The 25,334-nt window shown below is 73.1% G+C and carries 23 protein-coding genes; 17 read left to right on the top strand and 6 right to left on the bottom strand.

Translation table 11 applies throughout. The features are described 5' to 3' along the window. Window positions 1-249: 249 nt before the first annotated feature. From ABFX46_RS18625 to ABFX46_RS18615, 3 genes are all read right to left on the bottom strand, one after another. A complete protein-coding gene (locus ABFX46_RS18625) occupies window positions 250-930 on the bottom strand; it encodes a response regulator (protein ID WP_131941632.1) in 681 nt (226 codons plus the stop codon). Window positions 931-1,065: 135 nt separating this feature from the next. Then, window positions 1,066-2,289 carry a sensor histidine kinase gene (locus ABFX46_RS18620; RefSeq protein ID WP_346043667.1) on the bottom strand — a complete coding sequence of 408 codons (1,224 nt, stop codon included), beginning with the start codon at window positions 2,287-2,289 and terminating at the stop codon, window positions 1,066-1,068. Between the two features lie 156 nt (window positions 2,290-2,445). Continuing rightward, the gene (locus ABFX46_RS18615; RefSeq protein ID WP_346043665.1) at window positions 2,446-3,411 is read right to left on the bottom strand and encodes a RecB family exonuclease; all 966 of its coding nucleotides are present in this window, start codon (window positions 3,409-3,411) and stop codon (window positions 2,446-2,448) included. Between the two features lie 117 nt (window positions 3,412-3,528). On the opposite strand from ABFX46_RS18615, the gene ABFX46_RS18610 reads away from it, so the two are divergent. The 11 genes from ABFX46_RS18610 to ABFX46_RS18560 all read left to right on the top strand — a co-directional run bounded on the left by ABFX46_RS18610 (window position 3,529) and on the right by ABFX46_RS18560 (window position 15,686). Further along, window positions 3,529-4,713, top strand: a complete 1,185-nt coding sequence (locus ABFX46_RS18610) for a site-2 protease family protein (protein WP_346043663.1) — start codon at window positions 3,529-3,531, stop codon at window positions 4,711-4,713. 76 nt (window positions 4,714-4,789) lie between these two features. Then, complete coding sequence (locus tag ABFX46_RS18605) at window positions 4,790-5,707, top strand: tRNA (adenine-N1)-methyltransferase (protein WP_346043662.1); 918 nt, start codon at window positions 4,790-4,792, stop codon at window positions 5,705-5,707. A gap of 303 nt (window positions 5,708-6,010) precedes the next feature. Then, window positions 6,011-7,774 (top strand): proteasome ATPase, encoded by a 1,764-nt coding sequence (gene arc, locus ABFX46_RS18600; RefSeq protein ID WP_346043660.1) that lies wholly within the window; start codon window positions 6,011-6,013, stop codon window positions 7,772-7,774. A gap of 147 nt (window positions 7,775-7,921) precedes the next feature. After that, complete coding sequence (gene dop / locus ABFX46_RS18595) at window positions 7,922-9,439, top strand: depupylase/deamidase Dop (RefSeq protein ID WP_346043658.1); 1,518 nt, start codon at window positions 7,922-7,924, stop codon at window positions 9,437-9,439. A gap of 277 nt (window positions 9,440-9,716) precedes the next feature. Further along, window positions 9,717-9,926: a ubiquitin-like protein Pup gene (locus ABFX46_RS18590; protein WP_131941341.1), complete on the top strand. Its 210-nt coding sequence runs from the start codon at window positions 9,717-9,719 to the stop codon at window positions 9,924-9,926. Window positions 9,927-10,211: 285 nt separating this feature from the next. After that, window positions 10,212-11,057: a proteasome subunit beta gene (prcB, locus tag ABFX46_RS18585; protein ID WP_131941343.1), complete on the top strand. Its 846-nt coding sequence runs from the start codon at window positions 10,212-10,214 to the stop codon at window positions 11,055-11,057. A gap of 21 nt (window positions 11,058-11,078) precedes the next feature. After that, entirely contained in the window at window positions 11,079-11,843 is a 765-nt protein-coding gene (gene prcA / locus ABFX46_RS18580) for a proteasome subunit alpha (RefSeq protein ID WP_346043718.1), read from the top strand. A 166-nt stretch (window positions 11,844-12,009) separates the two neighbouring features. Beyond that, a complete protein-coding gene (gene pafA, locus ABFX46_RS18575; protein ID WP_346043656.1) occupies window positions 12,010-13,368 on the top strand; it encodes a Pup--protein ligase in 1,359 nt (452 codons plus the stop codon). A 134-nt stretch (window positions 13,369-13,502) separates the two neighbouring features. Beyond that, complete coding sequence (locus tag ABFX46_RS18570; RefSeq protein ID WP_346043654.1) at window positions 13,503-14,441, top strand: FKBP-type peptidyl-prolyl cis-trans isomerase; 939 nt, start codon at window positions 13,503-13,505, stop codon at window positions 14,439-14,441. Between the two features lie 45 nt (window positions 14,442-14,486). Continuing rightward, entirely contained in the window at window positions 14,487-15,134 is a 648-nt protein-coding gene (locus ABFX46_RS18565) for a helix-turn-helix transcriptional regulator (RefSeq protein WP_346043652.1), read from the top strand. Window positions 15,135-15,167: 33 nt separating this feature from the next. Then, the gene (locus tag ABFX46_RS18560) at window positions 15,168-15,686 is read left to right on the top strand and encodes a DUF3291 domain-containing protein (RefSeq protein ID WP_346043650.1); all 519 of its coding nucleotides are present in this window, start codon (window positions 15,168-15,170) and stop codon (window positions 15,684-15,686) included. Here ABFX46_RS18560 and ABFX46_RS18555 read toward each other — a convergent pair. Then, window positions 15,683-16,765: a DUF3866 family protein gene (locus ABFX46_RS18555; RefSeq protein ID WP_346043648.1), complete on the bottom strand. Its 1,083-nt coding sequence runs from the start codon at window positions 16,763-16,765 to the stop codon at window positions 15,683-15,685. The genes ABFX46_RS18560 and ABFX46_RS18555 overlap by 4 nt on opposite strands. A 90-nt stretch (window positions 16,766-16,855) precedes the next feature. Between ABFX46_RS18555 and ABFX46_RS18550 the strand changes: the two genes are divergently transcribed. The 6 genes from ABFX46_RS18550 (at window position 16,856) to ABFX46_RS18525 (ending at window position 23,280) form a co-directional block, all read left to right on the top strand. Beyond that, the gene (locus tag ABFX46_RS18550; RefSeq protein WP_346043647.1) at window positions 16,856-17,866 is read left to right on the top strand and encodes a helix-turn-helix transcriptional regulator; all 1,011 of its coding nucleotides are present in this window, start codon (window positions 16,856-16,858) and stop codon (window positions 17,864-17,866) included. After that, window positions 17,863-18,855: a helix-turn-helix transcriptional regulator gene (locus ABFX46_RS18545; RefSeq protein ID WP_346043645.1), complete on the top strand. Its 993-nt coding sequence runs from the start codon at window positions 17,863-17,865 to the stop codon at window positions 18,853-18,855. Before ABFX46_RS18550 ends, ABFX46_RS18545 begins: the two co-directional genes overlap by 4 nt. Window positions 18,856-18,928: 73 nt before the next feature. After that, window positions 18,929-19,147, top strand: a complete 219-nt coding sequence (locus tag ABFX46_RS18540; RefSeq protein ID WP_346043716.1) for a hypothetical protein — start codon at window positions 18,929-18,931, stop codon at window positions 19,145-19,147. A 26-nt stretch (window positions 19,148-19,173) separates the two neighbouring features. Next, complete coding sequence (tatA, locus tag ABFX46_RS18535; protein ID WP_346043644.1) at window positions 19,174-19,551, top strand: Sec-independent protein translocase subunit TatA; 378 nt, start codon at window positions 19,174-19,176, stop codon at window positions 19,549-19,551. Between the two features lie 51 nt (window positions 19,552-19,602). Continuing rightward, on the top strand, window positions 19,603-20,466 hold the full coding sequence (gene tatC / locus ABFX46_RS18530; RefSeq protein ID WP_346043642.1) for a twin-arginine translocase subunit TatC: 864 nt from the start codon (window positions 19,603-19,605) through the stop codon (window positions 20,464-20,466). Window positions 20,467-20,511: 45 nt separating this feature from the next. After that, on the top strand, window positions 20,512-23,280 hold the full coding sequence (locus tag ABFX46_RS18525; RefSeq protein WP_346043640.1) for a DEAD/DEAH box helicase: 2,769 nt from the start codon (window positions 20,512-20,514) through the stop codon (window positions 23,278-23,280). Window positions 23,281-23,410: 130 nt separating this feature from the next. Here the strand turns inward: ABFX46_RS18525 and ABFX46_RS18520 are convergent, their stop codons facing one another. Together ABFX46_RS18520 and ABFX46_RS18515 are read right to left on the bottom strand one after the other, a co-directional pair. After that, on the bottom strand, window positions 23,411-24,265 hold the full coding sequence (locus tag ABFX46_RS18520) for an oxygenase MpaB family protein (RefSeq protein WP_346043638.1): 855 nt from the start codon (window positions 24,263-24,265) through the stop codon (window positions 23,411-23,413). A 103-nt stretch (window positions 24,266-24,368) separates the two neighbouring features. Then, complete coding sequence (locus ABFX46_RS18515) at window positions 24,369-25,241, bottom strand: aldo/keto reductase (protein WP_346043637.1); 873 nt, start codon at window positions 25,239-25,241, stop codon at window positions 24,369-24,371. Between the last annotated feature and the right edge of the window lie 93 nt (window positions 25,242-25,334).

Below are 25,334 nucleotides of genomic sequence, written 5' to 3'. Positions count from 1 at the left end.
AGCTCCCGTGTGTGAGTGGTCGAGTCCGTCCGGACCGCGCCTTGACCCCCCGGCGATCCGACACCCAGAACACTAGAAGCCCCGCGAACCCGAAGGATGCACCCCCGGAACGGACTTCCCCGTCCACCCTCGGCAGGAGGAGCCCGCCCCCCGTCGTACTCCGGGAGTAGGCCCCGCTACCCCGAACGTCAGGGATCTCTCAGGGACCGCCCCTGGAACCGGTCTCGAAACCGGCCGGGCCGGGCGCCGTCAGCTCTGCCCCGGCCTGCTCAGACCCGTCTCGTAGGCGTACACGACCGCCTGCACCCGGTCGCGCAGCCCGAGCTTCGCCAGCACGTTCCCCACGTGCGTCTTCACGGTCGTCTCGCTCACCACCAGCTCCGCCGCGATCTCCGCGTTCGACTGGCCCCGCGCCACGTGCGCGAGCACCTCGCGCTCCCGGACCGTCAGCGTGTCCAGGCCCGGTGGGGGAGACTGGTCCCGCACGGCCGGGAGCCGCGTCGCGAACTTGTCCAGCAGCCGGCGCGTGACGCTCGGCGCCACGATCGCGTCTCCCTCCGCCACGATCCGGATCGCCTGCACCAGGTCCTCCGGCGGGGAGTCCTTCAGCAGGAACCCGCTCGCCCCGGCCCGGACCGCCTCGATCACGTACTCGTCGAGATCGAACGTCGTCAGGATCAGCACCTTCGGGTCGTGGGACGCGGCGCCCTCCCGGATGATCCGCCGGGTGGCCTCGATCCCGTCCACCCCGGGCATCCGGATGTCCATCAGCACCACGTCCGGCAGCAGCGACCGCGTCATCTCCACCGCCGCCGCGCCGTCGCCCGCCTCGCCGACCACCGCTATGTCGGCCTCGGCCTCCAGGATCAGCCGGAACCCCGTCCGCAGCAGCGGCTGGTCGTCGACCAGCAGCACCCGCACCGCCGTCATCGCGCCACCCCGCCCGGCCGCGCCGCCCCGGCGGACCGCAGCCCCGGTCGCCCCGGTCGCCCCATCGTCACCGCTCCTCGACTCACGACGCTCCCGCCCTCGCCTCGGCCCGCCGGCGTCCCGCCGGCCGGCACCTCACGCCTCCAGCGGGAAACGCGCCCGCACACCGAACCCGCCGCCGACCCGCGGCCCGATCCTCAACTCGCCACCGTACAGCGCCACACGCTCGTACATGCCGACCAGTCCATGACCCGGATTGTCCCCGTTCCCGGCCATGAAGGTCGCCGTGCCCCGCCCGTCGTCCTCGATCTCGACGGTCAGGTCGTCGTCCCCGTAGTAGAGCCGCACCCAGGCCCGCGCCTGCGGCCCCGCGTGCTTCAGCGTGTTCGTCAGGGCCTCCTGGATCAGCCGGAACGCCGCCACGTCCACCCCCGGCGACGGCGGCCGCGCCTCGCCCTCGATCCACAGCTGCACCGACAGGCCCGTCTCCCGGACGTGGTCCAGCAGCTCGCCGAGATCGCCCAGGCCCGGCTGCGGCGCCAGCTCCCGGCCCGCCTGCTCGGCGTCCCGGTCCGTCCGCAGCACGCCCACGATCCGCCGCATCTCGCTCAGCGCCGTCCGCCCGACCTCCTCGATCGTCGACATCGCCTCGCGCGCGCTGCCGGGGTCCCGGTCGATGATCCGGCGCGCCGCCCCGGCCTGGACCGTCATCACGCTCACATGGTGCGCCACCACGTCGTGCAGCTCCCGGGCGATCCGCGACCGCTCCTCGATGCGCGCCGCCCGCGCGTCCGTCCCCCGCGCCCGCTCCAGCCGCGCGGCCCGGTCCTCCAGCTCCGCGAAGTACGCCCGCCGCAGCCGCAGGTTGCGGCCCAGCATCCACACGCCGATCACCAGCGCCGAGTCGGTGATCACCACCACGGGTTCCGACGACACCGGCAGGAGCAGCAGGTACACCAGGAAGTACACGAACGAGACCATGCCGCCGAGCGCGCTCTGCGCCAGCCCCCGGTGCGCCGCCACGCTGTAGACCGCGATCAGGAACGCCACCACGTCCGGCACCGCCGGCGGATACTGCGCGACCGCCATCGCCGTCTCGCCGGCGATGATGAACAGCAGCACCGGCAGCGGGCGGCGGCGCCGCAGCGCCAGCGCCATCGTCACCACGACGACCAGCAGCCCGTTCCACACGTCCGGGGCCCGGAACTGCGCGTAGTCACCGCTGTCCGGAAGCTCCTGCAGGTACAGCTGCGGCAGTCCCGCCAGCAGCAACCCGGCCGCGAGCAGCGCGTCCGCCGCCTGCGGACGCGCCTGCAGCCAGGCACGGGCGGCATGAAGACCACGGATGCGGGGTGACACGACACTCACCCTAGGAGGTCGCGGCAGGTCCCGGCCCCTCCTGAACGCGGATCCGCGGTCCTCCCCAAGGATGAGCCCGCCGCGCCCGCGGGGCGGCGCCTGCACCCCCGTGGACACGCGTGCGTCCGCACTTGCGGGCCGGCGTGCTCGCGCGCCTTACAGGTCGCCGTGTTCGCGGGCCGCGCCGTCCGGGCCGGCGCGGTCCGGGTCCGCGCCCTCCAGGTCCGCCGGCGACGGGCGGCGCACCGGCACCTCCGGCAGCGGCGGGGGAGTGCCCCCGAACTCCGGGCACCGCTCCTTGTGGTCGCACCAGTCGCACAGCCGGCCCGCCCGCGGCCGCCACTCGCCCGTGTCCATCGCCCGCCGGATCGCCTGCCACAGCGCCTCGACCTTCCGCTGCGTCGCGCGCAGGTCGGCCTCGTCGGGCTCGTACCGCAGCACCTCGCCGTTCCCGAGGTACATCAGCTGAAGCAGCCGCGGCACCCGGCCGCGCAGCCGCCACAGCACCAGGGCGTAGAACTTCATCTGGAACAGGGCGCGCGCCTCGAAGTCGGCCCGCGGCGCCGTCCCGGTCTTGTAGTCGACGATCCGCACGTCGCCGCTGGGCGCCACGTCCACCCGGTCGATGTACCCGCGCAGCTTGAGGCCCGAGTCGAGCACGGTCTCCACGAACAGCTCGCGCTCCGCCGGCTCCAGCCGCCGCGGGTCCTCCAGCGTGAAGTACCGCTCGACCATCCGGCGGGCCTGCGCGAGCCACTCCGCCCGCTCCGCCTCGCCGGCGTCCCCCTCCGCGAACAGCCCCGCGAGATCCGGCTCCGCCGCCAGCAGCCGCTCCCACTCCGGGCCGAGCATCTCCAGCGCCGCCGCCGGCGTCCGCCCGCCCGTCGGCAGGTCGAACAGCCGCTCCAGCACCGCGTGCACCAGCGTGCCCCGCACCGCCGCCGCGCTCGGGCGCTCCGGGATCCGATCGATCACCCGGAACCGGTACAGCAGCGGACATGTCATGAAATCGCCCGCGCGGGACGGCGACAACGACCCCACCACCGCGACGTCCCCCGCGCCCCCGCCACCGCCCCGCGCGGACGGAACGGACGCCTCACTACCCGCCTCGGTCGTCGTCATGGCACAGCAGACTAGGCGACGCCCCCGACGAAAATCCCGCGGCCGCCCCGCCCGCCCCCGCGCGCCCCCGCCCATCGGCAGGCACGGGCCCCTCCCCGGGGCCGTAGCATCGGAGGCGTGACACACAGCGCGCCCCCGACCCAGGGCAGGACACCAGCCGGGGCCCCCGGTCCCGACGACGGCCGCACCCCGCGACCCGGCCTCTCGATGGGCCGCGTCCTCGGCGTCCCGGTCTACGTCTCACCCAGCTGGTTCCTGGTCGCCGTCCTCGTCACCGTCATGTTCGAAGGCCAGGTCAACGACGTTGTCGAGCGCCCCCTGAGCTACCTCGTCGCCTTCACCTACGCGGTCCTCCTCTACGGCTCGGTCTTCGTCCACGAACTCAGCCACGCCGTCACCGCCCGCATCTTCGGGCTGCCGGTGCGCTCGGTCACCCTGCACGTCCTCGGCGGCGAGACGGCCATCGAGCGCGAGGCCCCCACCCCGGGCCGCGAATTCCTCATCGCCTTCGCCGGCCCGCTCACCAACCTCGTCCTCGCCGGGCTCGGCCTGCTCGCCCACGCCACCCTCGCGCTCCCCGACGTCGCGCTGCTCCTCCTCGAGGCGCTCACCTTCGCCAACCTGCTCGTCGGGCTGTTCAACCTCCTGCCCGGCCTGCCCCTCGACGGCGGGCGCCTCGTCCGCGCCGCCGTCTGGAAGGTCACCGGGCGCAGCCGCAGCGGCGGCATCATCGCCGGCTGGGTCGGCCGCGCCGTCGCCATCGGCTGCCTCATCGCCGGCGCCTACCTCGCCACCTACACGACCACCGCCGACGACGGCGGCATCGGCTGGCTCGCCCTCCTGTGGTCGGCGCTCATCGCCTCCTTCATCTGGGTCGGCGCGACGCAGGCCATCCGCGCCGAGCGCGTCCGCGACCGCATCCCCCTGCTGTCGGCCCGCGGCCTCGCCCGCCGCGCCACCCTGGTCACCGCCGACACCCCGCTCGCCGAGGCCGTCCGCCGCGCCCACGCCGACCATGCCGGCGCCATCGTCATCGCCGACCACGACGGGCGCCCCCTCGGCCTCGTCAGCGAGAAGGCCGTCACCGCCACCCCGGAGCACCGCCGCCCCTGGATCAGCGCGGGCGAGCTCTCGCGCGGCATCCACGACGACCTCACCCTCCCGGCCGACATCACCGGCGACGACCTCCTCGACGCCCTCCGCCGCGCCCCCGCGTCGGAGTACCTCCTCGTCGAACCCGACGGCCGCGTCTACGGCGTCCTCGCGGTCTCCGACGTCGACCGCACCTTCACCGGGATCTGACGCGCAGGCGCCCGGCCGCGCGCGGCCGGGCCGCCGCGGCCCGACCGCACCGCGCCCGCCGATAGCCTTGAGCACCATGAGCGAACCCCAGCCGAACGGCACCGCGCACGCCCCCGGCCGCACCCCCCACGGCCCGTTCCGCCCCGGCGACCAGGTTCAGCTCACCGACCCCAAGGGCCGCATCAACACGATCACCCTGCAGCCCGGCAAGCTCTACCACTCCCACAAGGGCTCGGTCCCGCACGACGACATCATCGGCAGCCCCGAGGGCAGCGTCTTCCGCTCCACCGGGGGCACCGAGTACCTCGCCTTCCGCCCCCTCCTCGCCGACTTCACCCTCCGCATGCCGCGCGGCGCCGCCGTCGTCTACCCCAAGGACGCGGCCCAGATCATCGCCATGGCCGACATCTTCCCCGGCGCCCGCGTCGTCGAGGCCGGCGCCGGGTCGGGCGCCCTCACCTGCTCGCTCCTGCGCGCCGTCGGCGAGCACGGCCTCGTCTCGTCCTACGAGCGCCGCCCCGACTTCGCCGACATCGCCCGCGGCAACGTCGAGAAGTTCTTCGGCGGCCCCCACCCCGCCTGGCGCCTCACCGTCGGCTCCCTCGAGCACGCCCTCACCGAGACCGACGTCGACCGCGTCGTCCTCGACATGCTCGCCCCGTGGGAGACCCTCGACGCCGTCGCCAAGGCCCTCGTGCCGGGCGGCATGGTCTGCGCGTACATCGCCACCACCACGCAGATGTCCCGCGTCGTCGAAGACCTCCGCGCCCACGGCAATTTCGCCGAGCCCTACGCATTCGAGACCATGCTCCGCTCCTGGCACGTCGACGGCCTCGCCGTCCGGCCCGACCACCGCATGGTCGGCCACACCGGCTTCCTCGTCACCGCCCGCCGCCTCGCCGACGGCGTCACCCCGCCCGCCCGCCGCCGCCGGCCCGCCAAGGGCGCCCACCCCGCCGGAGAGACGGCGCCCGCCGATCGTCACGGTGCGTGACCGGCACTCCGTCGCGGCGCGTCCCGCCGCGCCGCGACGCGCCGCGCCCGCGGCCCGGGGCGCCGAGAGTCACCGCACACCCGCACGACTCGGCAAACCCCGCCCCATGACACGCCCGGGCACCCGAACCCGCAGGTCCGCGCCCCGTAACCCCCTGCCCCGCACCGCCCCCGCGGCACCCCTCCCGGCCCTCCCGGACGACCCCCGCACGACACGAACACCGAATGGGCAGGTTACGGAAGCCCTCCAGATAGGTAGGGTCTCAGTAGGTCGTCGGCTCTCTTCGTGAGGAGGTGACGGGGCGTGGCCGCTCGTGACGATGCTGGGGCGCGCAGGGCGCAGCACGAAAAGGAGGTCAGGGACCTTCAAACGCAGATCTCCTTCCTGGAGGAGGAGATCTCCGTGCTGCGCCGCAAGCTCGCGGAATCCCCGCGCCAAGTACGCGTACTGGAAGAACGCCTCCATGAGGCACAGGCGAACCTGGCCGCCGTAACCGGCCAGAACGAGCGACTCGTAGCGACCCTCAAAGAGGCTCGCGAACAGATCGTGGCGCTCAAGGAGGAGGTCGACAGGCTCGCACAACCACCATCCGGATTCGGCGTCTTCCTCGAAGCACGCGACGACGGGACGGTCGACATCTTCACCGGCGGGCGCAAGCTCCGGGTGAACGTCAGCCCCGCCGTCGACGTGGAGGAGCTCCAGCGCGGCCAGGAGGTCATGCTCAACGAGGCCCTCAACGTCGTCGAGGCCCTCGCGTTCGAAGAGCAGGGCGAGGTCGTCATGCTCAAGGAGCTCTTCGACGACGGCGAACGCGCCCTCGTCATCGCGCACGCCGACGAGGAGCGCGTCGTCAAGCTCGCCGAGCCGCTGCGCGGGGTCCCCCTCCGCGCCGGCGACTCCCTGATGCTCGAGTCCAGGTCCGGCTACGCCTACGAGAAGATCCACAAGGCCGAGGTCGAAGAACTCGTCCTCGAAGAGGTCCCCGACATCTCCTACAACGAGATCGGCGGCCTCGGCTCCCAGATCGAGATGATCCGCGACGCCGTGGAGCTTCCCTACCTGCACGCCGACCTCTTCCGCGAGCACCAGCTCCGCCCGCCCAAGGGAGTCCTCCTCTACGGGCCCCCCGGATGCGGCAAGACGCTCATCGCCAAGGCCGTCGCCAACTCCCTCGCCAAGCAGGTGGCGGAGAAGACCGGCCAGGAGGGCAAGAGCTTCTTCCTCAACATCAAGGGCCCCGAGCTGCTCAACAAGTACGTCGGCGAGACCGAGCGGCACATCCGGCTCGTCTTCCAGCGCGCCCGGGAGAAGGCGTCCGCCGGGACCCCCGTCATCGTGTTCTTCGACGAGATGGACTCCATCTTCCGCACCCGCGGCTCCGGAGTCTCCTCCGACGTCGAGAACACCATCGTCCCGCAGCTCCTCAGCGAGATCGACGGTGTCGAGGGCCTGGAGAACGTCATCGTCATCGGCGCGTCCAACCGCGAGGACATGATCGACCCCGCGATCCTGCGCCCCGGCCGCCTCGACGTCAAGATCAAGATCGAGCGGCCCGACGCCGAAGCGGCGAAGGACATCTTCTCCAAGTACATCCTCAGCGGCCTCCCGCTGCACCCCGACGACCTCAAGGAGCACGGCGGCTCCGAGGAGGCCACCGTCGAGGCGATGATCCAGCGGACCGTCGAGCGCATGTACACCGAGAGCGAGGAGAACCGCTTCCTGGAGGTCACCTACGCCAACGGCGACAAGGAAGTCCTGTTCTTCAAGGACTTCAACTCCGGGGCCATGATCCAGAACATCGTCGACCGGGCCAAGAAGATGGCCATCAAGCAGTTCCTCGACACCGGCCAGAAGGGGCTGCGCGTCACCCACCTGCTCGCCGCCTGCGTCGACGAGTTCAGTGAGAACGAGGACCTGCCCAACACCACCAACCCCGACGACTGGGCCCGCATCTCCGGCAAGAAGGGCGAGCGGATCGTCTACATCCGCACGCTCGTCTCCGGGACCAAGGGCGCCGAGGCCGGACGGTCCATCGACACCGTCGCCAACACCGGCCAGTACCTGTAACGCCCCGCACCATGACCGGCACCGCGCGGCGGCCCCCCGCAAGGGAGGCCGCCGCGTGCGCGTGCACCGGCGCCCCCGCCGCGCCACACCCCCGCCACGCCCCCGGTCCCGTGGCTCCACCCCCGCGGCCCCGATAGGCTCGACGATATGAGTGTTCGGCGGGTGATGGGCATCGAGACCGAGTACGGCATCTCCGTACCCGGGCAGCCAGGGGCCAACGCGATGGTGACCTCCTCCCAGGTCGTCAACGCCTACCTCGCGGCGTCGGCGGCGCGGGCCCGCAGGGCCCGCTGGGACTTCGAGGAGGAGAACCCGCTCCGCGACGCCCGGGGGTTCGACCTCGCCCGCGAGGTCGCCGACCCCACCCAGCTCACCGACGAGGACCTCGGCCTCGCCAACGTCATCCTGACCAACGGCGCCCGGCTCTACGTCGACCACGCGCACCCCGAGTACTCCGCGCCCGAGTGCACCAACCCGCGCGACGCCGTCATCTGGGACAAGGCCGGCGAGCGCGTCATGGCCGACGCCGCCCAGCGCGCCGCCCTCGTCCCCGGCACCCACCCCATCCAGCTCTACAAGAACAACACCGACAACAAGGGCGCCTCCTACGGCTGCCATGAGAACTACCTCATGCGCCGCGAGACGCCCTTCGCCGACATCGTCCGGCACCTCACCCCGTTCTTCGTCTCCCGCCAGGTCGTCACCGGCGCGGGCCGCGTCGGCATCGGCGTCGACGGCCGCGGCGACGGCTTCCAGATCAGCCAGCGCGCCGACTTCTTCGAGGTCGAGGTCGGCCTGGAGACCACGCTCAAGCGCCCCATCATCAACACCCGCGACGAGCCCCACGCCGATCCCGAGAAGTACCGGCGGCTGCACGTCATCATCGGCGACGCCAACATGGCCGAGCTGTCCACCTACCTCAAGCTCGGCACCACCTCGCTCGTCCTCGCCATGATCGAGGACGGCTTCCTCACCGTCGACCTGTCCGTCGACATGCCCGTCGCCGCGCTGCGCGCCGTGTCCCACGACCCGTCCTGCAAGCACCTGCTCACCCTGCGCGACGGCCGCAAGATGACCGCCGTCCAGCTCCAGATGGAGTACCTCGAGCAGTCCCGCAAGTACGTCGAGGACCGCTTCGGCGCCGACGTCGACGAGATGACCAAGGACGTCCTCGACCGCTGGGAGTCCGTCCTGCACCGCCTGGGCGACGACCCCATGCAGCTGTCCCGCGAGCTCGACTGGGTCGCCAAGCTCGCCCTCCTGGAGGGCTACCGCAGCCGCGACGGCATCGACTGGTCCCACCCGCGCCTGCAGCTGGTCGACCTCCAGTACAGCGACATCCGACCCGACAAGGGCCTCTACAACCGCCTCGTGGACCGCGGCCGCATCGACCGCGTCGTCACCGAGGAGCAGGTCCAGGCGGCCGTCGAGGACCCGCCCGAGGACACGCGGGCCTACTTCCGCGGCCGGTGCCTGCGCCAGTACGCCGAATCGGTGGCCGCCGCGTCCTGGGACTCGGTCATCTTCGACGTGCCGGGCCGGGAGTCGCTCCAGCGCGTCCCGACGCTGGAGCCGCTGCGCGGCACCAAGGAGCACGTGGGCGCCCTCCTGGACCGCTGCCGCACCGCGGCCGACCTGGTGGCCACGCTGACCGGCCAGAACTGATCGAGGGCGTTCCGGGAGCCGGGCCCTGCGCGGGTCGCCCGGCCCCCGCGTTCCACCGGGTAGTGTGGCCATCCAGCCCCAACACCGCACTGACCTGCGCCAACGGGTGAGATCTCGGTTTCGTGACCGCTTTGCCCGTTTCGCTCGTCGGTGGACGGGCGATAACCCGAGCATGCCCCCGGCCTCCGGTGGAGACGGCGAAACGGACCTCCCAGGATCCGCTCGCCCTCGATGATCCCGGCTAGGGTCGGAGGCACCGGCAGAGCGGAGGTACGGAATGGCCACGAAGGACACCGGCGGTCAGAAGCAGACCACCCGGCGCACGGAAGAGGTCGAGGAGACCGAGGCCACGACCACCGAGGACGTGCAAGAGCGCCAGGAGAAGCTCACGGACGACGTGGACACGATTCTGGACGAAATAGACGAAGTGCTCGAAGAGAACGCAGAGGAATTCATCAGGTCGTATGTCCAAAAGGGCGGCCAGTGAGCTCCCGGCTGGGATGAATTTCGAGGGGAACGATCTGCTCTTCTCTCTGTGACCGACTTCGGCGACGGTAAGGACATGGGCGGGCCTGCGCGGTCCCGCCCATGTCTCATGCCGGGGGTGCCCCGGACCGGCCGCCGCGGGTGCCGGGCGGGCGCGGGGTTCGCCGTGGGCTGACGTGGCGGGGGTGACGCGGCATGCGCGCGGGCGACCTTGAACAGTAGGGTCGTAGACGTCCGTGCCGGTGGGGTTGGAGCGCCGGCGCCATGGTGGAGGGAAGGGAGTCGCGTGGCGTCCCACGAATCGCACACCGGACGTCTGCCCGGGTTGTTCGCGAACCCGGACACGTCGTCGTTCACCGAGTTCCTGGGGGCGTACTCCCCGCAGCTGCTGCCGGGCGGGCGGACGCCGCCGGCGTCGCGGGCGGGGGAGGACATCCCGCACGGGACGACGATCGTGGCGGTGAGCTTCCCCGGCGGGGTGGTGATGGCGGGGGACCGGCGGGCGACGGCGGGCAACGTCATCGCGCAGCGCGACATCGAGAAGGTGTTCCGCGCGGACGAGTTCTCCGCGATCGCGATCGCCGGGACGGCCGGGATCGGGATCGAGATGGTCCGGCTGTTCCAGGTGGAGCTCGAGCACTACGAGAAGCGCGAGGGCCGGACGCTGTCGGTGGAGGGCAAGGCGAACCGGCTGGCGACGATGGTGCGGCAGAACCTCGGGATGGCGATGCAGGGCCTCGCGGTGGTGCCGCTGTTCGCGGGCTACGACGAGGAGCGGGACGAGGGCCGGATCTTCTCCTACGACCCGGCGGGGGGCCGGTACGAGGAGCGGGACTTCCACTCGATCGGCTCGGGTTCGGTGTTCGCGCGCGGTGCGCTGAAGAAGCTGTACCGGGCGGACCTGTCGGCGGAGGACGCGGCGCTCGCGTGCGTGCAGTCGCTGTACGACGCCGCCGACGACGACTCGGCGACGGGCGGGCCCGATCTGGCGCGGCGGATCTTCCCGGTGGTGGCGTCGGTGACGTCCGACGGGTATCGCCGGCTGGGCGAGGACGAGGTGGGCGCGCTGGCGCAGGCCGTCGTCGACGGACGTTACGACTCGCCGGGCGGTCCGACCGCCCCGCTGCGATAGAAGGGATCCTGACCGGTGTCCATGCCGTTCTACGTGTCGCCCGAACAGCAGATGAAGGACAAGGCGGACTACGCGCGCAAAGGCATCGCGCGCGGCCGCAGTGTCGTGGTCCTGCAGTACGACGACGGCATCCTGTTCGTGGCGGACAACCCGTCGCGGGCACTGCACAAGATCAGTGAGATCTACGACCGGATCGCGTTCGCGGCGGTGGGGAAGTACAACGAGTTCGAGAACCTGAGGCTCGGCGGGGTGCGGTACGCCGACATCAACGGCTACCAGTACGACCGCCGCGATGTGACGGCCCGGGGGCTCGCGAACGTGTACGCGCAGTCGCTGGGGACCATCTTCACGGAGACGAACAAGCCGTACGAGGTCGAGATCGTCGTCGCCGAGGTCGGGGAGGACGCCGAGACCGACCAGATCTACCGGCTGACGTTCGACGGCTCGGTGGCGGACGAGCACGGCTACGTCGCGATGGGCGGGCAGGCCGACGCGGTGGCGCAGTCGCTGAAGGACGGCTACCGCGAGGGCTCGTCGCTGGTGGACGCGCTGCGGACGGCCGTGCGGGCGCTGGAGGCGCAGGACGCCGACCGGCACCTGGAGGCGACGTCGCTGGAGGTCGCGGTGCTCGACCGCAACCGGGAGCACCGGCTGTTCAAGCGGCTGACGGCGGCGCGGATCGCGGATCTGCTGTCGGCGGCCGACGGCACCGCGGCGCCGGCTTCGGGGCCGGGTGCCGCGTCCGAGGGCTCCGCGGGTGCGGCGCCGGAGGCGGACGAGGACTGAGGCGCGGGCCGGTGCCGTGCGGGCGCCGGCCGGATGCGGGCCCGCCGGGGCGGGGCGGCTGCGGCCGCCTCCGCCGCGGCGGGCCCGTCGCGTGCGCGGGGGTCCGCGGGAAACGGTGGGGTCGAGAGACTGCCAAGTCGGGGCCCGGCCGCATAGGGTCTGGGTTGTGGACAGGCGCATCTTCGGGCTTGAGAACGAGTACGGCGTCACGTGTACGTTCCGCGGGCAGCGGCGGCTGTCACCGGACGAGGTGGCGCGCTATCTGTTCCGGAGGGTGGTGTCGTGGGGTCGTAGCAGCAACGTGTTCCTGCGCAACGGGGCGCGGCTCTATCTGGACGTGGGGAGTCACCCGGAGTACGCGACACCGGAGTGCGACTCGGTCGTCGACCTGGTGACGCATGACAAGGCGGGCGAGCGGATCCTGGAGGGTCTGCTGGTGGACGCCGAGCGGCGGCTCCGCGAGGAGGGCATCGCCGGCGACATCTATCTGTTCAAGAACAACACCGACTCGGCGGGCAACTCCTACGGCTGCCACGAGAACTACCTGGTGGGCCGGCACGGCGAGTTCGGCCGGCTGGCGGACGTGCTGATCCCGTACCTGGTCACGCGGCAGATCATCTGCGGCGCCGGCAAGGTGCTGCAGACGCCGCGCGGCGCGGTGTACTGCGTGTCGCAGCGGGCGGAGCACATCTGGGAGGGCGTGTCCTCGGCGACGACGCGGTCGCGCCCCATCATCAACACGCGGGACGAGCCGCACGCGGACGCCGAGCGGTTCCGGCGGCTGCACGTGATCGTCGGCGACTCGAACATGAGCGAGACCACGATGCTGCTGAAGGTCGGGGCGACCGACCTGGTGCTGCGGATGATCGAGGCCGGGGTGGTGATGCGCGACCTGACGCTGGAGAACCCGATCCGGGCGATCCGCGAGGTGAGCCACGACATGACGGGCCGGCGGAAGGTGCGGCTGGCCAACGGCCGCGAGGCGAGTTCGCTGGAGATCCAGAAGGAGTACTTCGGGAAGGCGCGCGACTTCGTGGACGCGCGCGGCGGCGACGCCACGGCGGAGCGGGTGCTGGAGCTGTGGGAGCGGACGCTGCGCGCCGTGGAGACGGGCGACCTGGACCTCGTCTCGCGCGAGATCGACTGGGTGACGAAGTACAAGCTCATCGAGCGGTACCGGCGGAAGTACGACCTGCCGCTGTCGTCGCCGCGGGTGGCGCAGCTGGACCTGACGTACCACGACGTCCACCGCGACCGGGGGCTGTACTACCTGCTGGAGAAGCGCGGCTCGGTCGACCGGGTGACCCGCGACCTGGACATCTTCGAGGCCAAGTCGGTGCCGCCGCAGACGACGCGGGCGCGGCTGCGCGGCGAGTTCATCCGGAAGGCGCAGGAGAAGCGGCGCGACTTCACGGTGGACTGGGTGCACCTGAAGCTGAACGACCAGGCGCAGCGGACGGTGCTGTGCAAGGACCCGTTCCGCTCGGTCGACGAGCGGGTCGACAAGCTGATCGCGGGCATGTAGCGGGGCCTCCGGCGGCGCGTGCCGCGGCGGCGGCCGCGACACGCGCGCCGGGCGCTACCGGCTGGTCACGCGCGGGGTAGGGTGAGCGCGCAGTAGCGGTCGTCACCCCTCGGCACCCCTCGGAGGACCCCCGTATGCGCCGCCGTTTCCGGTCGTTGTCCCTGGCCGTCGTGCTCGCCGCGCCGCTGGCGCTGTCGGCGGGGTGCTGGTGGGGCGGCGACGGCGTGGACGTGACGGTGCGGGGCGACTTCGGGAAGGTCCCGGAGGTGAAGTTCCCGAAGGGCGAGCCGGGTGACTCGCTGGCGGTGGAGACCCTCAAGGAGGGCAAGGGCGCGGCGGCCCGCAAGGGCGATCTGGTGGTGGCCGACTATGTGGGCTACCGCTGGAGCAAGGACGGGCGGAAGCTGCTGGCGAGCAGCTATGTGAAGGGGCAGCCGGGCGCGTTCCCGACCGGGCAGCTCGTGCCGGGGCTGGTGAAGGCGTTCGAGGGCGCGCGGGCGGGGTCGCGCGTGGTGGCGCGGATCCCCCCGGAGGACGGTTTCGGCACCGACGGCGATCCGAAGCACCAGGTGGGGGCGGACGACACGCTGGTGTACGTGCTGGACGTGCGGGCCGTGTACTCCAGGACGGCGGGCCCGCACGGGAAGCGGCAGGCGCCGCTGAACGACCCGCGGCTGCCGGCGGTGGCGGAGGCCCCGGCGGGCAGGGCCCCGGTGGTGACGGTGCCGCGGTCGGCGCCGCCGGCGAAGCTGCAGGTGCGGGCGCTGGTGCAGGGGGACGGCCCGGCGGTGCGCAAGGGGCAGCTGCTGGTGCTGCAGTACGCGGGGTACTTCTGGCGGAACGGGCAGGTCTTCGACGAGTCGTGGTCGAAGGCGGGCCCGCGCGCGGTGCCGATCGGGACCGGCCAGGTGATGAAGGGCTGGGACGAGGGCCTCGTCGGCCAGCGGGTGGGCAGCCGGATGCTGCTGGTGGTCCCGCCGTCGCTGGGCTACGGGAAGAAGGGGCTGGCGCAGGCCGGCATCAAGGGGGACGACACGCTCGTGTTCGTGGTCGACCTGCTCGGCGTGAACTGATCGCCGCGTTCTAAGCGGCACCCCCGTTGTTCTTAGAATGGCGGGGTGGAGGACATCGACGCGATCGCGCTGCTGCAGGATCCGGTGCGGCGGCGGCTGTACGAGTACGTGGCCGCGCGCGGCCGCGAGGTGGGGCGCAACGAGGCGGCGGAGGCGGCGGGCGTCGCGCGGACCCTCGCCGCGTTCCATCTGGACAAGCTGGTGGACGCGGGGCTCCTGGAGGCGGGCAGCCGGCGGCTGACGGGCCGGTCGGGGCCGGGTGCGGGGCGTCCGGCGAAGGTGTACCGGCGGTCGGCGGTGGAGCGGGCCGTGTCGGTGCCGGGGCGCGACTACCGGACGGCGGCGGGCCTGCTGGCCGAGGCGGCCGAGTCGGCGGGCCTGGACATGGAGCTGCAGGACGCGGCGCGCCGCCGCGGGCGAGCGCTGCGGGAGCGGCCCGGCGGCATCGGGGAGCTGGCGGAGGTGCTCGCCGAGCGCGGCTACGAGCCGGTCCGGGACGAGGAGGCCGGCGTCCTGCGCATGCGCAACTGCCCCTTCCACGCGGTGGCGGAGCAGTTCCCGCCGCTGGTGTGCGGGATGAACCTGGCGCTGCTGGAGGGGCTGACGGAGGGGTCGGCGGTGCGGGTGCGGATGGATCCGCGTCCGGGCTGGTGCTGCGTGGCGGCCGAACCTTCTAAAAACAACCAGGATTGACATAGAAGCGCGTCCCGTGGTGGGCTGGGGATCATGACCGAAGACGCCCGGTACCACCTCGCCCAGTTCAACGTCGCCACGCTCCGCCACCCCCTCGACGACCCGCGCACGGCGGACTTCGTCGCGCTCCTGGATCCGGTGAACGCGCTCGCCGACGCGGCGCCGGGCTTCGTGTGGCGGCTGGTGGAGGAGGGCCGGCCCGACGCCACCGGCATGCGCCCCGCCGGCGCGGACGTGATCGTCAACTACTCGGTGTGGGAGTCCGCGGAGGCGCTGTGGGACTTCGTCTACCGCAGCGCGCACCTCGGGACGATGCGGCGCCGCCGCGAGTGGTTCGACCGGCACGCGGAGGCGCACCTCGTCATGTGGTGGATCCCGGCGGGCCACGTCCCGACGGTGGAGGAGGCCCTGGATCGCCTCGCGCTGCTGCGCGCCGAGGGCCCGTCCCCGCGCGCGTTCACGTTCAGTTCGGCCTACACGGCCGAGGAGGCCGCCGCGGGGGAGACCGCCGGGGAGACCGCCGGCGCCGGGTCGGCGGCCCTGCGGAGCTAGCCGAGCAGCCCGGCGGTGTGGCGGCCGGCGGCCGCGGCGGTGAGGAAGTAGGCGAGGTCCGCGTCGAGGCGGCGGCCCATCGTGGACAGCCGGACCCCCCAGTCCTTCTCGGCGGCCCGCAGCGTCTCGTGCAGGCCGTCGACGGGGACGGGGACGAGCCGGTGCCGGTCGCCGAGCGGCGCGGCCTCGGCGGCGACGCGGGCGCCGAAGGGGCCGCCGAGCTCGGGGACGGGGATGTCGGCGGCGGCGAGCGCGACGCGGCCGTAGGCGGTGAGGCAGTGGTGGGAGACGCCGATGTGGCGCTCCCGCCGGTCGCCCTCGCTGACGCGCAGCGACCCGACGGGCCGCCCCCCGAGGACGGACGCCGCGTTCACGCCCTCCCCGGCCGCGACGCCGGAGAACCCCCACGCCGTCCCGGTCCCGAGGTTGCCGGGCCCCTGGGCGAGGATGACGGCGTCCGCGCCGAGGACGAGCCGCGCGGCCAGCAGCCCGGTGTGGACGGTGACGGCTTCGAGGTCGCCCCCGAACGCCTGCCCGACGGTGACGGTGGCGGCGAGGGCCCCGGCCTCCCTGAGCCGGGCGATGGACATGGAGAACCAGGACGGCAGCGCCCCGCCGTCCTGCATGACGTACACGACGCGGGCTGAGGGCCGGGCGGCCAGCAGCGCGGCCAGGATCGGCGGCAGCGCGGAGTGCAGGTCGGCGACGATGACGGGCATGCCGCCGAGCGAGTCGGCGTCGCGGAGCAGGTCGTGGTGGGGGGAGCCCTGCTCGTCGGCGCCGAGGACGGTGGCCTGCAGGGGCGTGTAGCGGGCCTTGACGAGGTGGCCCGGGCCGGCGGGGTCGGGAGGGAGCCGGTCGGGCACCGCGACGACCATCGCGTAGCCGCCCGTGCCGAGGCCCATCGCCAAGGCCGTAGTGTTGAGCAGGACGGTATCGCCCGGTTCGGGCCGTCCCACCAGGGCGGGATAGGCCAGCGCGCGGTGCGTGCCGTCGCCCCCGATCGAGACGTTCAGCTCGACCGCTCCCGGCCATTCGCGGCGGATGTCCTCAACTGTGCCTTTGCGCCATCGGATCACACCGGGAAACGGTAGCGTCCTGCACGACGGCTCGCGGGGACGACCGGCCCACCCGGGCGGGGGCTCACGGAGGAACGAGGTGGTGGCGGAGTGTCGCGGCGCAAGACCGAGCGCCTGCTGAATCTGGTGGTCTGCCTGCTCGCGACCCGGCGCTATCTGACGGCCGAGCAGATCCGCCGGGCGGTGCCCGGCTACCCGGACTCCGACGAGGCGTTCAAGCGCATGTTCGAGCGGGACAAGGAGGAGCTGCGCGAGCTCGGCGTCCCGCTGGAGGTGGGCAGCGACCTGCAGGGCGGCGGCGGTGAGGAGATCGGGTACCGGATCCCGCCGCAGGCCTACGAGCTGCCCGACATCCACCTGACGCCGGACGAGGCCGCGGTGCTGGGCCTCGCGGCGCGGGTATGGCAGCGGGCGAGCATGGCCGAGGCCGCGTCGGGGGCGCTGCTGAAGCTGCGCGCGGCGGGCGTGGAGACCGACGCGGCCCCCGCGGTGGGGATCGAGCCGCGGGTGAACACCCACGAGCCGGCGTTCGCCGCGCTGTGGGAGGCGGTGCGGGACGGCCGCCCGGTGGCGTTCGACTACCAGGGCATCGGGCGCACGTCGGTGGCGCGCCGGCACCTGGAGCCGTGGGGCGTGGTGAGCCGCCGCGGCCGCTGGTACGTGGTCGGGTTCGACCGCGACCGCGACGAGCAGCGGGTGTTCCGGCTGAGCCGCGTCGTCGGGGACGTCGCCGCCGACGGCCCGGCCGGGTCGGTGACGGTCCCGGACGGGGTGGACGTGCGGCGCATCGCGTTCGACTGGGGCGACCCGGTGAGCGAGCCGCGGCCGGCGACGGTGCGGCTGCGGCGCGGCGCCGCACAGGGCCCGCGGCGGTGGGCCCGCGACGTCCGCCCGGCCGAGGACGCGGGGTGGGACGGCGAGTGGGACGAGGCGGTCCTGACGTTCCGCGAGGCGGACCGGTTCGCGCCCTACCTGGCGCGGTTCGCCGACGACGTGGTGGTGCTCGACCCGCCGGATCTGCGGGAGGCGGTGATCCAGCACCTGAAGTCGGTGCTGGCGTCCACCGGCGGGCGGCCGGAGGAAGCGGGGGAGGCCCGATGAGCGGCAAGGCGGGGGCGACGACGTCCACCGACCGGCTGGGGCGGCTGCTGGCGCTCGTCCCGTACGTGGTGAACCGCGACTCGGTGCTGCTCGGCGAGGCCGCGGCGGCGTTCGGGGTGACCGAGAAGCAGCTGATCGACGACCTGAACCTGCTGTGGTGCGTGGAGCTGCGGGCGCCCGACCCGTACTGCCCGATCGACCTGTCCTACGAGGGCGGGGAGATCACGGTCGCGGAGGCGGAGTCGATCGCCCGGCCGCTGCGGCTGAAGGTGGACGAGGCGTCGGCGCTGCTGGTGGCGCTGCGGATGCTGGCGGGGATCCCCGACCTGGACGACCGCGACGCCCTCAGCCGGGTGATCGCGAAGCTGGAGAGCGCGGCGGGGGAGGCCGCGGCGGTGTCCAGCAAGGTCGCGGTGGAGGTGGACGCCTACGGCGGGACCGCCGACCCGGCCCGCACCGCGGTCGGCGTGCTGCGCGACGCCATCGCCGCGGGGCGCCGCGTGCACCTGACGTACTACGTGCCCGCGCGCGACGAGAACACCGAGCGGGACGTCGACCCGATGCGGCTGCTGGTCGTGGAGGGCAACACCTACCTGGAGGGGTGGTGCCGGCGGGCGGAGGCGGTGCGGCTGTTCAAGCTGGACCGGATCGCCGACCTGTCGGTGCTGGACGTCCCCGCGCAGGTGCCGGACGAGGCCGAGCCGATCGACGTGGACGCGGGCCTGTTCCGGCCGTCGCCGCAGGACGAGGCGGTGGCGCTGGAGCTGACGCCGCGCGGCCGGTGGGTGGCCGACTACTACCCGTGCGAGAGCGTGGAGGAGCTGGGGGAGGGGCGGCTGCGGGTCGTCCTGCGGACCCCGGACGCGCGCTGGATCCGGGGCCTGGCGCTGCGGCTCGGCGACCAGGGCCGCGTGGTGGCGCCCGAGGGCGTCGCCGCCGCGGTGCGGGAGGACGCGGCGCGGGCGCTGGCCCGCTACGGCATGGGCTGAGGGCGCGACCCGGCGGCGCGGGCCGGCGCGAGGGTGGGGCGCGGTGCCGCGGATCGGATAACGTGGCCGGGTGATGTGGGTCGCGGTGTCGGTGTCGCTGGGCTTCGCCGGCCTGGCCGTGCTCGCTTGGTGCGCCTTCAAGGTGTGGCTCGGCGTGCGGCGTTTCGGTCGTGAACTGGAGCGCACCAGGCGGAGGCTGGAGCCGAAACAGTCGGCGCTGCGCGATGAACTCTCCCGTACCGAGGACGCCCGTTCGTCACAAACGCCCGGTGAGGGCGTACGATCGGCCTGAGTGACATTCTGCTGAAGAGGACTGCCATGCCGAACATCGGGACTCCCGAACTGCTCATCATCCTGCTGGTCGTCGTGCTGATCTTCGGCTCGGCGAAGCTGCCGCAGCTCGCCCGGTCGCTGGGCAAGTCGGCGCGGATCCTCAAGGCCGAGACCAAGGGGCTGCGCGAGGACGACGACGACGCGCCCGCGGACCGGCCCGCGCAGGCGGCCGCCCCGGCGCAGGCCTCGGCGCAGCCGGAGGACCCGCGGGAGCGCGCGGCGCGGCTGCGCGAGGAGGCGGCGCGGCTGGACCGCGAGGCGGCGGCCGGCGAGGCCGGGCAGCGCCCGCGCGGCGCGATCGGGTCCGGTGAGCCGATCCAGGGCGTGCCGGTGTCGGACCCGGGCAAGCTCCGCCAGGGCTGAGCGGCCCGGCCGCCGACGATTCCCGCCGACCCCCGAGCCCGAATGCCGACGATGAAGCTGAGCAGGCACGACGCCGCCCCCGACGGCCGCATGCCCCTCATGGACCACCTCCGTGAGCTGCGGAACCGGTTGATCAAGGCGATCCTGGCCTTCGTGGTCGGCGCGATCGTCGGCTGGCTGCTGTTCGACCCCGTGTGGGACTTCCTGAAGCAGCCGTACTGCTCGCTGCCGCAGTCCCATGTGATCGACAAGGACCAGTGCTCCCTGTTCGTCAACGGGATCTTCTCCTCGTTCTTCCTGAAGCTGAAGATCGCCTGCATCATCGGCGCGGTGATCTCCGCCCCGGTGTGGCTGTACCAGCTGTGGGCGTTCGTCGCGCCGGGCCTGTACAGCCGCGAGCGGCGCTGGACGTATGTGTTCCTGGGCGCCGCGGTCCCGCTGTTCTTCGTCGGCACGGCGCTGGCCTACGTGACCGTCGACAAGGGCCTGGCGATCTTCCTCGGGTTCGTCGCCGACGACGTCAAACCGCTGATCACGGTCGACAGCTACCTCGGCTACGTGCTGACGATGCTGCTGGTGTTCGGGCTGACGTTCGAGCTCCCGCTGTTCGTGGTCGTCCTGAACCTGGCCGGGGTGCTCAGCTCCAAGCGGATCCGCCGCTTCCAGCGCATGATCCTTTTCGGCATCTTCGTGTTCTCGGCGGTCGCCACGCCGAGCGCCGACCCGTTCACGATGCTGGCGCTGGCGCTGCCGACCGTGCTGCTGTTCGAGGTCGCGGCGCTGCTGGCGTTCCTCAACGACCGCCGCCGTGCGCGCCGCCCCGACCCCTATGAGGGCCTGTCGGACGACGAGGCGTCCCCGCTCGACCTGGACGCGATCGACGCCGAGCTGGAGAAGGGCGACGCGGCCCGCTGACCGCGAATTGGGTATCGGGCCGGTCGAAACCGTAGGCTCGAAGGCATGACCACCCCCGACACGGCGTCGGCCGACCAGACTCCTGCCCAGCGGTACGCCGCCTACCGCAGGCGCACCGCCGGGAACGGCCCGGCCCTGCTGGACTTCCGCACCCTGTACGACTTCGAGCTGGACGCGTTCCAGCTGGAGGCGTGCCGGGCGCTGGAGGACGGCAGCGGCGTCCTGGTCGCCGCGCCCACCGGATCCGGGAAGACGGTGGTGGGGGAGTTCGCCGTCCACCTCGCCCTCACCGGCGGCGCCAAGTGCTTCTACACCACGCCGATCAAGGCGCTGTCGAACCAGAAGTACGCCGACCTCGTCCGCCGCTACGGGCCGGAGAAGGTGGGGCTGCTCACCGGCGACAACAGCGTGAACGGCGAGGCGCCGATCGTCGTGATGACGACCGAGGTGCTGCGGAACATGCTGTACGCGGGGTCGCAGACCCTCGCGGGCCTGGCGTTCGTGGTGATGGACGAGGTCCACTACCTCGCCGACCGGTTCCGCGGCGCGGTCTGGGAGGAGGTGATCATCCACGTCCCCGACTCGGTGCGGATCGTGGCGCTGTCGGCGACGGTGTCCAACGCCGAGGAGTTCGGCGAGTGGCTGCACGAGGTCCGCGGCGACACCGCCGTGATCGTGGACGAGCACCGCCCCGTCCCGCTGTTCCAGCACATGCTCGTCGGCACCCGCCTGTACGACCTGTTCGTCGACACCGGCAAGGGCAAGGACCGGCAGGCCCGGCTGAACCCGCAGCTGACCCGGATGGCGGTGGAGGAGGTCCGGCGCGCCAAGGTCAACCAGGGCCGCCGCACCGGCCGCCGCCGGGCGCCGCGCCCGCAGCGGTTCCGGCCCCCGGCCCGCCCGGACGTGATCGAGCGGCTGGAGCGCGCCGGGCTGCTCCCGGCGATCACGTTCATCTTCTCCCGCGCCGGCTGCGACGCGGCCGTCCTGCAGTGCCTGCACGCGGGGGTCCGGCTGACGTCCAAGGAGGAGTCGGAGGAGATCCGCGCGCACGCCGAGCTGCGCACCGCCGACATCGCGCCGGAGGACCTGCGGATCCTCGGGTTCGGCGACTTCCTGGAGGCGCTGCAGCGCGGCGTCGCCGCGCACCACGCCGGGATGCTGCCGACGTTCAAGGAGATCGTCGAGGAGCTGTTCACCCGCGGGCTGATCAAGGCGGTGTTCGCGACGGAGACGCTCGCGCTCGGCATCAACATGCCGGCCCGCACCGTGGTGATCGAGAAGCTCGACAAGTGGAACGGCGAGGCGCACGTCGACCTGACCCCCGGCGAGTACACGCAGCTGACGGGCCGCGCGGGACGGCGCGGCATCGACGTGGAGGGGCACGCCGTCGTGGTGTGGGGCCCGAGCGTGGAGCCGGCGTCGGTCGCCGGGCTCGCCGGCACCCGCACCTACCCGCTGAACTCCAGCTTCCGGCCGTCGTACAACATGGCGGTGAACCTGGTCGGCGCCGTCGGCGTCGAGCGGGCCCGGACGCTGCTGGAGGAGTCGTTCGCGCAGTTCCAGGCCGACCGGGCCGTGGTCGGGCTGGCCCGGCAGGTCCGCAAGAACGAGGAGGCGCTGGAGGGGTACGCCGAGGCGGCGCAGTGCCACCTCGGCGACTTCATGGAGTACGCGGCGATGCGGCGGCGGCTGTCGGAGCGGGAGGCGGAGCTGTCCCGGGAGCGGTCGTCGGCGCGCCGCGCGGAGGCCGCGAAGTCGCTGGAGCGGCTGCGGCCCGGCGACGTGGTGATCGTGCCGTCGGGGCGCCGCTCCGGGCTCGCCGTCGTCCTCGACCCGGGGGTGGGGCGGCGCTCGGACGGGCCGGCGCCGCTGGTGCTGACGGTCAACCGGTCGGTGCAGCGGCTGTCGATCCAGGACTTCCCGCGCGCCGTGGAGCCGGTCGACCGGATCCGGATCCCGAAGTCGTTCAGCCCCCGCAACCCGCAGGACCGCCGCGACCTGGCGTCCACGCTGCGCAACCGGGTGCCCGACGACGTCCGCGAGCGCAAGCGGTCCCGCGCCGACTCCGCCGCGGCCGAGGACGCCGAGATCACCCGGCTGCGCGCCGACCTGCGCCGCCACCCGGTGCACGGCTGCGACAAGCGCGAGGACCACGCCCGCTGGGCCGAGCGGTACCACCGCCTGGACCGGGAGACCGAGCAGCTGCGCCGCCGCGTCGAGGGCCGCTCCCAGGTGATCGCCCGCACCTTCGACCGGGTGTGCGCCGTCCTGCAGCAGCTCGGGTACCTCGACGGCGACTCCGTCACCGACGAGGGCCGCCGCCTCGGCCGCATCTACAACGAGCTCGACCTGCTGACCGCGGAGAGCCTGCGCGAGGGGCTGTGGGAGAAGCTCGGCCACGCCGAGCTGGCCGCGTGCGTGTCGGCGCTGGTGTACGAGTCGCGGCAGCCCGACGACGCGGCCCCGCCCCGCACCCCGGCCGGCGCCGCGCAGGACGCGCTCGCCGCGATGGTGCGGCTGTGGGGGGAGCTGGAGGCGGTCGAGCACGACAACCGGGTGTCGTTCCTGCGGGAGCCCGACCTCGGGTTCGCGTGGACGGCCTACCGGTGGGCGAAGGGCGACGACCTCGACGAGGTGCTGCTGGAGAGCGACCTGACCGCCGGCGACTTCGTCCGCGCGGTGAAGCAGCTGCTGGACCTGCTCGGCCAGGTCGCCGACGCGGCCCCGCCGAACAGCCACATCCGCAAGACCGCGCGCCGCGCGATGGACGCGATGCGCCGAGGCGTCGTCGCCTACAGCTCCGTAGGCTGACCGCCCCGCCATCACGAACGCCGACCGGCCCGCCCTTTTCGTTGATCTGCGGCGTGTTGTTGTTATGAGCGCGCTGAAAACAACAACACGCCGCAGATCAACGCATCCGGGGGCGGGGCGGCGGGGTGGGTCAGGGGTGGTCGGTGCGGCGGCGGGCGCGGCGCGCGGACAGGGTGCGGTCGACGCGGTGGGTCGCCAGCCGGACGAGGAGCGGCTGCGGCGGGCGCCGCAGGAACCGGGGCGTCACGCGGTGGCCGGCCGACGCGCTCCACAGCAGCAGCCCGGCGGCGCGGCGGCGGCCCGGCGTCCACTTCAGCCCGTACTCCTCGCGCAGTCGCTCGGGCAGCAGCGCGGCGGTGATCAGCCGGAACACGGCGAGGGCGGGGAACAGCGCGCGCAGCTTGCGCGGCCACAGGACGGCGTTCGCGACCTCGCGGCCCGCGTCGGTGACCTCCAGCCCGGCGAGGGTCTCGTCCATGTAGGCGCGGAACGCGGCCAGGTCGGGCGGCTGCGCCTCCAGCGGGCAGCCGAGGACCTCGGCGACGATGCGGGCCTGCCGGTAGTACTCCTCGGGGTCGGTGTCGCGGGGCCGCATCAGCGTCTCGTGGATGTACAGGGCCGAGTCGATGAGCGTGGCGTTGACCCACATCTGCAGGTCCGGGTCGTTGCCGGAGTAGCCCTCGCCGCGGACCATCGTGTGGATGCCGCGGACCTTCGCGGCGATCCGCGCGACCTGCTCCGGCGTCCCGAACGTGGTGACGAGGAGGAAGTCCAGGGTGCCGAACAGGCGGGCGAGGGGGCGGTCGGCGAAGTCGCTGTGCTCGGCGACGCCGCGGGCCACGCCCGGGTGGGCGAGCTGCATCAGCAGCGCCCGCCCGGCGGCGAGGCCGACGAGCGGCTCGGCGGCCAGCGTGCGCAGGACGTCGCGGTCGGCGAGCCGCTCCGCCGGCCGGTCGGGTGCGGGGATCGGGGGTGTGGCGGGCAAGGCGGGCCTCCCGGCGGTCGGATCCTCGCCCCCATCCTCGCGCAACTATTGACGGACGGTCAATAAGCCTTGGCCGCCCCCCGCGCGGCGGCGTCCGCGCGGGTCAGGAGCCGACGGCGGTCAGCGCGGCGACCTGCTCGGCGCTCAGCTCGACCCCGGCCGCGGCCGTGTTCTCCTCCAGATGCGCGACCGTGGACGTGCCCGGGATCGGCAGCACGACCGGGGAGCGCGCCAGCAGCCACGCCAGGCTGACCTGGGCGGGGGTGGCGCCCGTCGCGGCGGCGATCTCGTCGACCGGGCCGCCCGGCCGCGCCAGCTTGCCCGCCTTGATCGGGAACCAGGGGATGAAGCCGATGCCCTCGGCCGCGCAGTGGTCCAGGACGTCCTCGTAGTTGCGGTCGGCCAGGTTGTAGCGGTTCTGCACGGTGGCGATCGCGGTGACCCGGCGGGCCTCCTCGATCTCCTTCACCCCGACCTCCGACAGGCCGATCGAGGCGATCTTCCCCTCGTCGCGCAGGGCGGCCAGCTCCCCGACCTGGTCGGCGAGCGGGACCTGCGGGTCGACCCGGTGCAGCTGGAACAGCCCGATCCGCTCCACGCCGAGGCGCCGCAGCGCCATCTCGACCTGCTGGCGCAGGTAGGCGGGGCGGCCGAGCATGTGCCACGCGTCCGGCCCGGTCCGCACGAACCCGGCCTTGGTCCCGATCAGCAGCCCCTCCGGGTAGGGGTGCAGCGCCTCCCGGATGATCTCCTCGCTGACGAAGGGGCCGTAGGAGTCGGCGGTGTCGATGAAGTCCACGCCGAGCTCCACGGCGCGGCGCAGCACCCGGACCGCCTCCGCGCGGTCGCGGGGCGGGCCCCAGGTTCCCGGGCCGGTCAGCCGCATCGCGCCGTAGCCGAGGCGGTGGACGGTGTGCTCGCCGATGGTGAAGGTGCCGGAGGCGTGTGCCGGGAGGGCCGCTGAGGTGTCGGACATGCCGGCGATCCTACCGAGCGGGCCGTCCCCTACCCAGGTCGGAGGTGCCTCCTCAGCGGGGAGGAGCGGGGCACCGCGCCGGGCGCGCTAGTG

This window comes from Actinomadura chokoriensis, from assembly GCF_039529475.1.
In the GTDB taxonomy this organism is placed as follows: domain Bacteria; phylum Actinomycetota; class Actinomycetes; order Streptosporangiales; family Streptosporangiaceae; genus Spirillospora; species Spirillospora bangladeshensis.
Note: the sequence above shows the minus strand (reverse complement) of the source record. Positions and strands in the feature narration are given on the sequence as shown.

What these genes read in the sequence shown, in the direction of transcription:
- ABFX46_RS18625 (WP_131941632.1), bottom strand. Translation starts at nt 930, where the DNA reads ATGACGGCGGTGCGGGTGCTGCTGGTCGACGACCAGCCGCTGCTGCGG.
- ABFX46_RS18615 (WP_346043665.1), bottom strand. Translation starts at nt 3,411, where the DNA reads ATGACGACGACCGAGGCGGGTAGTGAGGCGTCCGTTCCGTCCGCGCGG.
- ABFX46_RS18605 (WP_346043662.1), top strand. Translation starts at nt 4,790, where the DNA reads ATGAGCGAACCCCAGCCGAACGGCACCGCGCACGCCCCCGGCCGCACC.
- dop (WP_346043658.1), top strand. Translation starts at nt 7,922, where the DNA reads ATGAGTGTTCGGCGGGTGATGGGCATCGAGACCGAGTACGGCATCTCC.
- ABFX46_RS18590 (WP_131941341.1), top strand. Translation starts at nt 9,717, where the DNA reads ATGGCCACGAAGGACACCGGCGGTCAGAAGCAGACCACCCGGCGCACG.
- prcA (WP_346043718.1), top strand. Translation starts at nt 11,079, where the DNA reads ATGCCGTTCTACGTGTCGCCCGAACAGCAGATGAAGGACAAGGCGGAC.
- ABFX46_RS18570 (WP_346043654.1), top strand. Translation starts at nt 13,503, where the DNA reads ATGCGCCGCCGTTTCCGGTCGTTGTCCCTGGCCGTCGTGCTCGCCGCG.
- ABFX46_RS18560 (WP_346043650.1), top strand. Translation starts at nt 15,168, where the DNA reads ATGACCGAAGACGCCCGGTACCACCTCGCCCAGTTCAACGTCGCCACG.
- ABFX46_RS18545 (WP_346043645.1), top strand. Translation starts at nt 17,863, where the DNA reads ATGAGCGGCAAGGCGGGGGCGACGACGTCCACCGACCGGCTGGGGCGG.
- ABFX46_RS18540 (WP_346043716.1), top strand. Translation starts at nt 18,929, where the DNA reads ATGTGGGTCGCGGTGTCGGTGTCGCTGGGCTTCGCCGGCCTGGCCGTG.
- tatA (WP_346043644.1), top strand. Translation starts at nt 19,174, where the DNA reads ATGCCGAACATCGGGACTCCCGAACTGCTCATCATCCTGCTGGTCGTC.
- tatC (WP_346043642.1), top strand. Translation starts at nt 19,603, where the DNA reads ATGAAGCTGAGCAGGCACGACGCCGCCCCCGACGGCCGCATGCCCCTC.
- ABFX46_RS18525 (WP_346043640.1), top strand. Translation starts at nt 20,512, where the DNA reads ATGACCACCCCCGACACGGCGTCGGCCGACCAGACTCCTGCCCAGCGG.
- ABFX46_RS18515 (WP_346043637.1), bottom strand. Translation starts at nt 25,241, where the DNA reads ATGTCCGACACCTCAGCGGCCCTCCCGGCACACGCCTCCGGCACCTTC.